Here is a 12,259-nt window from a genome sequence, read left to right as displayed (position 1 = left end):
ACGAATGTTGCGGAGGTGACTGCGAAAAAGTCTCAATTCGCAACGTAGCAGCGGGTGTGCCCAGATCATCGCCATTTGCCTGATGGGCCGCTACGCTTCTTCCTCACTCACATCGCATGAAGCTCTCCCTCCCCCGGGCACCCCGCCCGTCCGTCGCCCTGCTGGCTGCTCTGGCGGCCTTCACCACCCTCTCCGTTGCCCCCGCTCAGGCGAAGGAACCCGCCCCCCTTTTCCGGGAGTTTGTCGGACTGAACGGCCACACGGTGAACTTCAAGCCCGACCTCTACCAACCCGTCTGCCGGGTGGTACGGGACTACCACCCCGTGGAGTGGGACCTGAAGGACGACACCAGCACCCTGCCCGAGTGGCCCTTTGCCAAGAACCGCGTGTCTTGGGAAAAGGTGTACGGCTCCTGGCACGCTGCGGGGCTGAAGATCAACGTCTGCCTCATCTTCGACAACATGAAGGTCACGACGTGGAAAGACCTCGCCAAGGACGCGGAGGCCTACGCGCGCAGCTTTGCCGAAAACTTCGGTCCGGGCGGAAAGTGGCCCTATGTGGAGACGGTGGAGATTGGGAATGAGCCGGGGCTGTACGACGACGCCACCTACATCACGCTCTTCAAGGCCATGACCAAGGGCATCCGGGAGGGCAACCCCAAGATGAAAATCGCCACCTGCAATGTCGAGGGAGGCAAGAGCGATCGCTACTGGAAGGGCGCGGAGCTCTTCCGGAATCTCGGCAGCCACTACGATGTGCTGCAGATTCACCGCTATGCCATCGCCGAGCAGTGGCCGGTCTGGCGTCGCACCTACCCGGAGAACCCTAAGGTGCCTTACCTGAGCGCCATCCAGGATCTGATCGACTGGCGCAATGCTCACGCCTCGGGCAAGCCCGTGTGGGTCACGGAGTTTGGCTGGGACGCCAGCAGCAAGACCCCGGACCCCAAGGGTGAGTGGGCCAAATGGCAGGACAGCACTGACGAAGAACAAGCCCGCTGGCTGGTGCGCTCCTTCTTCCTCTTTGCCGAGATGGGTGTGGACAAGGCCTTCGTTTACTTCTTCAACGACGAGGACGAAGCCAAGCTGCACGCCGCCTCCGGCCTCACCCGACACTACCAGCCCAAGCCAGCCTATCATGCGGTGGCGTGGATGCTCCGCTCACTGGAGAACTACCGCTTCACCAAGGCGGTCAAAAAGTCGCTCGACGACGGCTATGTGTTTGAGTTCGCACCTGAGAAAGCGGGCGATCCCATCATCTGGGCTGCCTGGCATCCTACCAAAGAAGATCACTCTCTGACTCTGGATCTCGCCGGCAAAAAAGTGCTCCGCCAGGAACGCATGCCGCTCGCCAAGGATGAATCACCCGCCACCGCTGCGCCTGAAGCTTCAGGGGCCCTCAAGGTGGGTGAACGGCCCATCCTGCTCTGGCTAGAGGCAGGGAGTACCGCTCCCTAGCGACTTGCCTTGTTCATCACGACTTAGGTAGGGCTGCGCCCAGCCAAAAAGACGGGCGGAGAACCTAACCCGGCGTGCCTGATCGATTTCACCCTACCTGAACGGTCATACTGAATTCTGTACTTTCCGACCTCCTCAGCCTCTTGGACGGCGGCGTCAACGCCCTCTCTAGGCAGATAAATAGAGATTTCGCGAAGCTGAGAAACACACTTGGGCTCGGCACTGTGTGGGCCGTAGGCAAAAGAAATCAAACGCATCAACGCCCACTCAGTGCCCGTCCAAGTTTCCAGAAAGTTTTGCCGCACCTGATTCAAAGCAACCAGCGCCGAGTACCCATATCGCACCCTGCGGACTAGCCCCCCATTCTCCGTAAGGGTCACTGCGACCAGCCTCGGTGTCCCCGCGAAACACCTTTCATAGTCGTATTGCACTTCAGTCGTCCCTCTACTGTCGAGCCATGCTACCCGGGATACTTCATCATGATCGCCGTAGGCAACTTTGGCAGCTCTTTGCCCATGGTCAGTGAGTTCCTTGAGCCTGCCACGAACTTGCCTCGGCAGTTCATCATCGAAGCTATGAAAGGTGTAGCCATAGCTGTCCCCTAGAGTGAACTGAAAAGAGCGCGTCACCAAATCGTCATGCAACCCTCCCTGTGAACCAGTTCCAGCCAGCCAGCCACCTCCCGCACCCAAATTGAACCACGACACTGACACGCCGCCTCCTACAACACCTAAAGCCAAGTTCCCGTCTGGATTCATCGCTACAACGAGAAAAGGAATATCTGACAGGATCCATCCAGCCCCCAGCACACCATGGAGATTGCCCGGCTGCATGCGGGCCGCAAATGCAATCCCGTGCACCCAAACACCACCAGCGAGCTGACTGGTCAACCCTGTACAGTGCACCCAAAGATCCCCATCGATCACACACACGTGCAAGTCATTTTCAGCTTGTGAGGGCAGCTGGGCTGATTCAACAACACCCTGGCCCATCGGCAGTCCGTCGTGTAAAGGATACTCACGGGTCCAAGGACCTGGTCCTCCCGATGAGCTACTTTCGCTAGATGCTGCGTTCATGATTAGCCTCACCTTTACAGAAAAGGACACCTATTCCAGAAGTCGCTTCGCAAAAGATGGACTCGCACTCTCAAAACTGTCTTGTTCATCAAAAAAACGATGCCAGTTCTGTCTTGCCTCGTTGCCGAAACTGCCAAAGAACCAATCTTAGCCGACGCTCGGAATTACTCAAGACTCGTACTGTTAGTCAAGATCCCCGCACAAGAACCTCCCGTGAGATCGGGAGGAGCGTTGTATCAATGAGTGTGCAGGCCTGGGTCAGTAGTTGCAAAGCACCACGAACGGACGAGAAGAGGGCAACAGCCTGCTTTTGACCACCATTGGCAAGTGCTGTTGCATTTCGAGATTTTGGCTAGAAGCCGGATGCGGCATGTGTTGAACGACTGAGTCGATACGTCCCGGGTGCTTGATCTTTGCTCGAAAACGCCTTAAATAGGTGCCATTCGTGTCACTTCCACAGCGGTGTTTCTATAGGCACGTCAAGACATGAAAGTGTGCATGCTTATGCAAAAATGCCCTTCCCTATCTCTCACAGACATACCCGTCTACATCATCAATCTGGAGGAATCACGAGAACGCTGGGCACAATGCTTTCGCCGTGTATCGAACGTGTGCGGCAGCAAAAATATTCAACGTATCCCTGCCATAGATGGAAGCGACTTTTCAGAACCCGCCCCCCCTTTGCAGTGGAACGCCTCAGCACTCGATCAGCTGCGCCGCGAAGGACATCTCACGGGTGAGCCCACCCTTGATCCAGTACGCACCGCCCTATGCCTCAGTCACCAGCGGGCCCTTACAACTTTTCTTCACGAACTGCCCTTAGATGAGCAAGGCCAATGGGCGCTGATTCTTGAAGACGATGCCCGGCCAGCAGAGTGGCTGCTATCCTTGACCTCCGAAGCGCTGCAAATCACGGTGCCTGCGGACGCCGAACTCCTGTTTCTGCATGATCGCGTCTTGGGTATTTCGACTTCGATGTCAGTGGAGACGACGCACCACACCTCAGTCCAATGGCGCACCGTCACAGGAGGCTATGGCTTGGAAGCCTATCTAGTCACTCCTTCCGGCGCACGCAAGATGCTGCAAGCCTGGCGACCTCTACACTTCGAGTGCGACGTGCAACTCATGACATTTGCGCGATTCCATGCCAACCCGTCGAGTCGACAACAAATTTGGCAAACTCTGCATCCTACGGCAAGCACAGATCCATCTGACAATGAAGATCGCCTGATCAACTGCTATACTCCCCATCGACCACTGTTTCAGTCCGATGAGTTACTCCCCTCCGTGAAGCAGCAGAGGCTGCGCTGCATCACACACGCAGAAGGCAGCAAACAGGAGCCATCAACTTCCTCCACCTTATCCCACGCCTCAGCCTTTTGCTTTCCCAGCAGTCTACCTCTTGCATTTGCCACCAGTTGGTTCAATCCCTGTCACTACCGCTCCAGACTGGAAAATTTCTTGCGTTTTCGTGACGCCATACGGGAGACCAATCTTCTCATAGTCGAGCTTGCCTTCAACGACGATGATTGGCAGTTGCCAGATGATACACCCAACCTGATCCGGCTACGAACCAACACTGTCTGTTGGCAAAAGGAAGCACTCCTGAACCATGGGCTCAAACTGCTGCATGATCAGGGCTTTGCCCACCTCGGCTGGTTGGATGCCGACATTATCTTCGAGTCCACGAGTTGGCAAGAACGCCTCTTGGAGGAACTCCAGACCAAACGACTATGCCAGGCATTTGAGACAGTGAACACCACATTCCCAGATCGGGGCCATCAGAGGGAATATGGTGCGGCAGCCTCGTGGATCGCCCACTCTCAGCATCCGCTGCGATGTGCGACTACAGGCTTTGGTTGGGCAATGCACCGGGAAGTCTGGAACTCAGCCCACCTTTATGATCACGCCATTGTAGGCGGCAGCGACAAAATCATGTGGAATGCCATCTTCCACGACTACTTGAAGACAGATTCGATCTTCCCCCCTCTCGCGCAATCAGCCGACTATCAAACAAACAAACTAGACTGGGCAACCCGATGGTCGAAAGCTGTACAGATGAAGATCGGCTTCAATCAAGGCGTTCACATCAGGTCCCTGCCTCATGGCCATGTGCACCGTCGACAGTATGGCTCACGAGATCGCCTGCTTGTCCAGCACGTCTTTGAGCCGACCCAACACCTTTCGCGCGATGCCAAACAATTGCTCCAATGGCGCCCCAATGTCACCGCCAAGCTCCGGCAGACCGTCGCAGAATACTTTGCATCTCGCAAGGAGGATGCCAGCACGTAGATCACGTAGTTCTAGCTGATAGCACGATTGACGCCGTTGAGTCCAGAGCCTATTTCGAGGTCCCTCGATGCTACTTGACCATCGGCGCGTATACGTTGGAAGTTAAAGTCCATCAACTGGATGGGTACATGATTCTCTTCCAACCAGGCTGCCAGCACAGATTCGGGATTTCTGAGATGCGACTGGTCCAGTGACTCCTCGTAGAACCTGCGCCTTTGACAATAGATCCCCATCTGTTGCCGTGAGCCAATAGCGAAGCGGTCATTGACCCCACCCCAACCATGAAAGTTTGGGATGCCAATGCAGCCATCGCGCAGTGAATTTAGCGGCAATGGCTGCATGAATCGAATGTCAGCCCGCGTCGCGATCACTAGACCTCTGTCGCTATCGTCAATCATGTTAAACAATCGCCACACACGCTCTAACGACTCCAGTGTCCGGACGATATTGCGAAACGTCACCTTGCCTCCCGACGTCGATTGGCGGAATTCACTGTAATTGCATGCCCCGAGTCTTTTCCAATTCACCGAGCAGTCAAACTCGGCCTCTGAATCAACTCCACCACGCGCTTCTGGCAGTAGGCGTGCAATCTCCCGCACATCGATCTCCGCATCCTCACTTGCTCTAGGATTATGCAGACGGGCTGTGTCCCACGAGTGAAAGTAAAGCCGCACTGGCCCTCGAACGAGCAACGGCGCTATGACATGATCCCTCAGAGATTTGACTGTGTGCCGAAGGCTGCGGTGGACCAGCCCGTATAGCAGAATGGATGATGTTGGAAATCTGGCATTTTCAGATTGGGGCACATTGTGCGGCAACATCTTGGCCTCCATATTTTGATAGAATTCAACGGCAAGGATCCTTGCACTCAAAGCCTCCGAACTACGTGACTAAAATCCGAGAGGTTCACTCTTCTCAAACTATCCGGAAGTCAACCGGCGGCCCTGCCCGTTGGTCAATCGACCAACACTTCTGGCAACATGCCCACAACGAACCTTCCTTGTAGTTTTGCAGGAAGATGGCCTATTTACACCGTTGTCAATTGTTACTCTCTATTGATAACCAGCCTCAAAATATCACAACTCGAATTCAGTCTACGAACATCTTCCAAGTCAAGACCTAACTCATCGCAATAACTCAACGAGATATCTATAAATTCCACTACTAATTTAAGATGTTTCTTCGGAAGAAACTTCACACAAACATCGGTCACAAACCTCTCATCCCCGAGCGCAATGTACGTTTGCGCGAATATGAAAAAATCAAGAGCCAACCCTCCTTTGATCTTAGTGGGAAGCGTTTCCACAATAAAAATCAAATATACGCAAAGATAGTAGGCAGAGGCATTGGGCTTCATAAACACAAGCGCCATTCCCGCTAGGCAAGTCACCTCCTTACGATCAATCATGTCAACCGATAGGCCCGCAAAGCACTTCATAAAATAGTCCCCAAATTCGTACTCCAAACCACGGACATCCTCCACAGAGGGAACGCTCAACTCTCGCCAGGCCAACTTTAGCTTGGTTGCAAGATCCTCAAACTCGGTGCCGTCATTTTTCATCTAATTGCAAAACCTCTCAAGACTCTTTTTGAGGTTATTTACAGCTTTTGTCAAACCATCAATAGCCGTTTGATGCTTCGCTGCCCTTTCAGCTTCACTCGACCCTTCATTATACCAATCAAATTCGTCACAGTTGTCGTTTTTGTAGGCATCTCTTCCATCCAGCGCCTTCTCAAGCTTAGACAATTGATCAGCAAGCATTCTACAAAGCGGGTCAAAATCAGTCAATCGACGATTATTCGCATCATCCAGCAACTTATTCGTTTGCCTCGCTCCCTGAACAAAATCCTTCTCAAGTTTCTTGTACAGCTTGTACCGTTCATTGCACCTGTCCCACTTTTCGTCTTTCACCTTGGGAAGATTGCCCGGTTTTGTCGGAACTCTAGTGATCTTTGGCTGTGGAGATGGGGCCGAAGGAAGCCCCTTGGGATCAGGTATTGCAGAATAGATCAGAGGCTCCGTCACCTGGATTGCTAGATAGTAGACGGTAAGTCCATATGCTGAACCTAACACAAGCGCATCTGCAAAAGGCAACGGACCATCTGCGCACGCCACCCCGGCAACGGCTGGCAATGCTCTTGAAGCCACTGCAGTTCTTGAAGCCACTGCACGACCAGCCGTTCCCGGATCAATCGTTCTCGGCCCTTCAAACAACCCAAGTAGATCATACCTATTTAGTAGATCATTCCGACACATTGCATTCAAATTCAATGACCCACTTTCTCCAAGCGGATCTCTAGACGTCCACCGACCTCGAACAACATCGTAATAGCGATGACCGTAATACAAGAGATCCGTCTCATGGTCCTGATACTTCGTGCTATAACGAATCGGATTCTCATAAGCCACGGCCCTCCCTTCTATCAATGTGATTCGCCCAAAAGCGTCGTACTCATAGCGCGCCTCGTCCTGTCCGCCGGCCGCATTCACCAGTGCAGTTGTATTGCCGTTCCCATCATAGGTCGCATAGTGACTGTACTGTGTTGAGAATACAGGATAGTCCCCCGTGACGTGATTCCGCCATAACAAGCCACCCACCCCACCAGCCCCCTGGTCTGCCTGCGAAACATCCATACCCCACACATAGAACTCACGGGTCCCGGCTTCACCAGATCTATGTTTAATTTCCGCAATGAGATTCCAACCATCATAGATGAAATACACGTATGCCAACTCTACCCAACCGCTACCGTTCCAACTGTCCTCGGCTTTCAAATAGCGCCGATGACTGCCATCGTAGACATAGCGAATTCGTTTCTTAGGCGCGCCTGCAACCTCTGCCACGTTGGTGGTTTCCATCGAGACAAGGCGATTCTCTCCATCCCAGGTATAGTTCCAGCGCCCATCGCCTAGTAGATTACCATCCAAATCATAGCTCAGGGTTTCTACAGCACTCGGGACATAGTAGTTGCCCTGCCGCTGGGTAACGATATCCCCCCCTCCGACACCGGCCCCTGGCAGTCGTACTTCCAATTCCACGGGCTCCCATACTGGCTGCGTGCTGTTCGCGGTGGGCAGTTGTTTGCGGAAGTATTCACCTTGCCGCTGCGCGCTAAGGGTGTTCACCTTCACTATTGCGGCACTTAGGGCAGAGCCCGTGACATCGAAGGTGGAAGGATGGCTGATCCCTGTGTATTGGTTGAGTTCATTACCGGCGTAGCTCTGTGTCCGATTACCACCGCCCTCCGCGTCCACGCTGGCAGTAAGGCGATTGCCAATTTCATCAAACGTATAACCCAGACTCAAACCAGGGTACACTGCATCAAGAGCGTCTTTCTTGACAGCGGCAACAACCTCACCCTTGTCATTGTAAGTATAGGCCCAGTAGGCACCATCAGCAAGTGTAGCGCGCAATCTGCGCCCGGCTCCATCATGGGTGTATGCGTGAGAAGACACGGTCTGAGTAGCTGCGTTCACCCAGGTGATTGACCCGATACGTCCGACATCATCGTAGCTGCGCGTTCCAGTGAGTCGGGTGGTGCCACTGTTTTTCAATGTCACGCTCTGGAGGAGGTCACTGTTGGGGACATAGCCATACTCAGCGACCTGATCGCCCTCACTCACCGTAGCCAGGCGAGAACTGGGATCATAGGTGTAGTTCACCGTCATAAACAGATCGGCGTTGTAGTCAGCCCTGAACTGTGTGAGCCGCCCCTGCCCATCATAGGTCCTGGAGATGCGTTGGTCATTGAAAAGATTGTCAAATACCTGCAAGCCGGTATCAGCCTGATAGGAAAACTCATGCCCGTTGACGCCACCGCCCGCCTGAGCCTGGCCATCTGTGGTATTGACCACTTGCCCATCTCGCCGGTAGGAATAGGTGACGTCCGGGGTGGCGTCAGAATAGTCCACGCTGTTCATGCGCCCCGCATTGTCGTACCCATAGCTGGTCACCACCCCGCGCGCCCACGTGCGCGATGCCAACAAACCGCTGTCATAGTAGCTGTAGGAGACGGCCTTGGATGCAGCATCCGTTTTGGAGCTAAGCAGCCCGCTCGCTGCGTGATAGGTCCAAGCTGTGACCGCAGGAGACGCCGAAAGGAATGAGGAAGGGAGTGAACTACTCGTCCAGTCGCCTGACGCACGATACGTTTTGAGCTGAACCATTTCACCGGTGAGGTTGTAGCTGTAAGCCAATGGGCTGCTCCCGCCCCCCCACTGATGCGTCAGCCTGCCAAGATGGTCATAGGCATACCGGATGACTTCCCCTTCGTCGTTGGTCTGGCTCGCCAGCATGCCTGCGTTGGCATGAGCGCTCCCATAGTACGCGTAGGTTGTGACATCACCCTCGCCATTGGTGACACTGGTCACCTGCCCAACACTGTCGTACACGTTAACGATGGCTATGTCTGTGCGTGGGTCCAGCATCTCAATCTGCCTACCGAGTGAGTCGTAGCGATACAATACGGGTTTGCTTACCGTAAACGTACTATTCTTGACTACAAGACCATTAACTCTCGTCGTCACCGCAGACAGATTCGAGGTGGAACTGCTAACGCTGGTTACGGTTGACTTGTTAGCACGATCAACACCAGTCGTGCCGACAGCCGTGACGCCAGTGTGGCTCACGCTCTCCACGACTGATTCGACACCAGCACCCAGCTTCTGCCTACTCAGGCTAACGGCGACATCGCCATTGTCATCATCCTTCAAATAGCGGCGATTGATACTAACTTGCCACCAATCGTTGTTGACGTCTTTTTCAAAATAGGTGTCTACCTCGGATACTGGATCCGCCGACACCAAGTCCAAACTGCCATTGTTGTTCAAATCCTGCCCCTGCCTGATCAGCCCACCGAGATCATCATACACATAGATCGTATCCGCATAACCTGTACGCACGGTCTTGATGCGCTGACCCAGTACATTGTAGGTGTGCTGAGTGACGATGGGATTGCCATTAGGGCCCGGCGAAGATTCCTCCAGAAGTTGACCCAGCCCATTGGTCACAGTCTTGCGCCAACGTGCCGTGACATTGTCCCCAGTACCATAGTAGACAGTGTGCACCACATTTGCACTGCCATCCAGCGTGTAGTCATGAAACTCAGGAATGACTCCTGTACCGGTGACGCTCTTCAACTGACCATCGAGATAGTTCGTCGTGATTCGGGTGACTCCCCCTGGACCTGTTTCCGTGGTCACACGACCGCCGCTGGTGAAGGCATAAGTGGTGACACGCCCTTGCTCATCTGTCTGGGATACCATTCGCCCAACTTTGTCAGACGTTTGACTGCTCGTGAGAGTCAGGCCCCCGGCCGTAATTGTAGTGGTGCTGGTTAGCACATCATTGGCATGGCTTGTGGTGATGTCGGCTTGGGCTTGATAGTCAACCCCCGCTCCAATACCCACTTTCACCGCGCTAAGCAGTTCTCCACTAGCATCGTAGGTATTGTTGGTAGTGACACCGTAGGCGTCTGTCTCTGCGGTCTCAGTCGCACTCGTGTAGACAATACTGGACGTCACATCCCCATCCTGACTGACAGAAAGTAAGCGCCGACTCAAACCTGTTTCATATTCGTAGGTTGTCGCACTCACCCTTTCATAGTCGGCACCTGTGTAGACCTGCTCCTCCTTTCGACGCGGCCCTTTGGCATCTGAGATTGTGATCGTTCGCCGGGTTTTATTGGCAATGCCAGGAGCATCCGTCACGGTGCCTTGCGTGCTCACACTGCGAGTGTACGCCCCACCGCTGCTTTCCGTAAAAACACCGGTACTTTCGTTGAAGTTCCCCTTCGTTTCAACATATCGCGTCGCCGTCCCATCGGCCGCCACGGATCGATAGAACTGCGTCAGGTACACATAGGCACTGCTGGTGGACAACCCCGCAAAGCCACCCCCGTGATACCTCCAGTTCTCAACGATGTTAAAGTCCCACGACTGCTCCCCATCAAATTCGCTCCCCCAGTTGTACATTGTCTGAGATCTGGAAGTCTGGACTCCGAGAATGAAGTTCCGGGTACTGCTAGCAGAAACGATCTCCGTGTATTGACAATTTGAGTCTGTGGCGTCATCCGGATGCGCCGGCAGGTCTTTCCAGGGGCGATAGGTCTTGATCAACCCACCTGTGCTACCGTAAGCCCTCTTCGTCCACGAACTGTCCGGCTGAATCACATACTTCAGTTTGCGATAGGCAGCTCCGTCATTGATCTCGTCCTCATAGTAGGCATACTCTGTGATCAGATTGGCTCCGCTAGGATCAGAAATCGTGCGCTCCAACACTTCGCCCCACGGACGGGAGGCATACTCCCGCCGGATGTACGAAGTTTCAACTTCCACGCTGTTGTCAACGACCAATTCGCGACTCTCCACGGTCCTCGTCCAGATGGAATCATCAAGCGGATCCACATCCAGCACGTTCATGGTTTCACTGATACGCCCATCAAGATGCACTGTGCGCATGATGGAACCGACGGTGTTGCCGGAGCCGTAGAACCCTTCCGTCGAAGTAGCACCATTTCTGGTTGTGCTATGCAGAATTCCACTTCCTGCGACCGTATTCATGCCCACCTCCAACCGATGCTTCACAAATGCGGCCCCCGTGGTAGTGTACAGACCACCATCTTTCGACCCAACATTTGAGTTTGAGTAAAACTTCAGGACGATGCCTCCACTGTCGTCGACAATGTCAATCAGCCCTTCGTGCACGCGGATCTGCCGGAGACCGCCGCCATCCGCAATGGGAGTCTCAATGGTCGAGTCCAGCGAATTTACATCAAAATCTTGGCGACTGAGCGTACCGGCTGAATCCAGTGGTTTAATAAGGAACAAGTGGCCGAGACTCTTGCCTGAACCCTCTCTGCCAGCTCCAAATTGAAAAGTCGCTTCAGGGACCTTTACAGCTTCAGAAGATGTAGGCGGACCCGCCCCCCCGCCACCAGAACCACCGCAGCAGCTGCTTTCGGAGCTTTTGTTGCTCCCTGACGTGGAGCTTCCCAAATCGTTGTCTTCAGAAGAATCAGGCTTTGCGATCTTCAAGATATAGGTGCTCTTGGGATACCAACCAAGATCGGATTTTGAGGTCATTACCCTCACATTTTCCCCGAGAAGCCTTTTAACAATAACTCCATCCAGATTGACCACGTGACAGGTCTCGATTCGACAAGTAATTGAAGGAAGACTGTTGGGAATACCATTGTCAACAGTGCCAGTGTACTCCCCGCTAAACGCAAGTGTGTAGGCTTTCCCCATGACAAGCTCAATATCACCAACCTCGTCCGCCAAGGCATTTAGCTCCTTCCCATTGAGAGTCACTTTGGCACTAGTCCACTCCGCAGTCGTCCCGGGATAGAGTGAGTTCCCGGAGTCAGTCTTGACATGAATGGTCACTTTCATTTCATCCTCCGCCAAAGCTGGCGAAAGGAAGGCAGTCAAGC

The 12,259-nt window shown here is 53.8% G+C and carries 6 protein-coding genes; 2 read left to right on the top strand and 4 right to left on the bottom strand.

Annotation, left to right across the window (positions count from 1 at the left end; all coding sequences use genetic code 11):
- Positions 1 to 116 precede the first annotated feature (116 nt).
- On the top strand, positions 117 to 1,457 hold the full coding sequence (locus tag BV034_RS11955; protein ID WP_050027245.1) for a hypothetical protein: 1,341 nt from the start codon (positions 117 to 119) through the stop codon (positions 1,455 to 1,457).
- 23 nt (positions 1,458 to 1,480) lie between these two features.
- Here BV034_RS11955 and BV034_RS11950 read toward each other — a convergent pair whose 3' ends face one another.
- Positions 1,481 to 2,533: a hypothetical protein gene (locus BV034_RS11950; protein ID WP_265592904.1), complete on the bottom strand. Its 1,053-nt coding sequence runs from the start codon at positions 2,531 to 2,533 to the stop codon at positions 1,481 to 1,483.
- Between the two features lie 498 nt (positions 2,534 to 3,031).
- Here BV034_RS11950 and BV034_RS11945 point away from each other — a divergent pair, with 498 nt between their 5' ends.
- A complete protein-coding gene (locus BV034_RS11945) occupies positions 3,032 to 4,825 on the top strand; it encodes a glycosyltransferase family 25 protein (protein WP_265592903.1) in 1,794 nt (597 codons plus the stop codon).
- An 11-nt stretch (positions 4,826 to 4,836) separates the two neighbouring features.
- On the opposite strand, the gene BV034_RS35970 is transcribed toward BV034_RS11945, so the two are convergent.
- From BV034_RS35970 to BV034_RS11930, 3 genes are all read right to left on the bottom strand, one after another.
- A complete protein-coding gene (locus BV034_RS35970) occupies positions 4,837 to 5,223 on the bottom strand; it encodes a hypothetical protein (protein WP_265592902.1) in 387 nt (128 codons plus the stop codon).
- Positions 5,224 to 5,870: 647 nt separating this feature from the next.
- The gene (locus BV034_RS11935; protein ID WP_050027241.1) at positions 5,871 to 6,386 is read right to left on the bottom strand and encodes a hypothetical protein; all 516 of its coding nucleotides are present in this window, start codon (positions 6,384 to 6,386) and stop codon (positions 5,871 to 5,873) included.
- Complete coding sequence (locus tag BV034_RS11930; RefSeq protein ID WP_265592901.1) at positions 6,387 to 12,218, bottom strand: RHS repeat-associated core domain-containing protein; 5,832 nt, start codon at positions 12,216 to 12,218, stop codon at positions 6,387 to 6,389.
- Between the last annotated feature and the right edge of the window lie 41 nt (positions 12,219 to 12,259).

It is taken from the genome of Verrucomicrobium sp. BvORR034, assembly GCF_000739635.1.
GTDB lineage: Bacteria > Verrucomicrobiota > Verrucomicrobiia > Verrucomicrobiales > Verrucomicrobiaceae > Verrucomicrobium.
This window is presented reverse-complemented; position numbering and strand designations above follow the sequence as displayed.

Bases quoted from the DNA above. Each gene is read 5' to 3' on its own strand.
- BV034_RS11955 (WP_050027245.1), top strand. From the start codon at position 117: ATGAAGCTCTCCCTCCCCCGGGCACCCCGCCCGTCCGTCGCCCTGCTG.
- BV034_RS11950 (WP_265592904.1), bottom strand. From the start codon at position 2,533: ATGAACGCAGCATCTAGCGAAAGTAGCTCATCGGGAGGACCAGGTCCT.
- BV034_RS11945 (WP_265592903.1), top strand. From the start codon at position 3,032: ATGCTTATGCAAAAATGCCCTTCCCTATCTCTCACAGACATACCCGTC.
- BV034_RS35970 (WP_265592902.1), bottom strand. From the start codon at position 5,223: ATGATTGACGATAGCGACAGAGGTCTAGTGATCGCGACGCGGGCTGAC.
- BV034_RS11935 (WP_050027241.1), bottom strand. From the start codon at position 6,386: ATGAAAAATGACGGCACCGAGTTTGAGGATCTTGCAACCAAGCTAAAG.
- BV034_RS11930 (WP_265592901.1), bottom strand. From the start codon at position 12,218: ATGAAAGTGACCATTCATGTCAAGACTGACTCCGGGAACTCACTCTAT.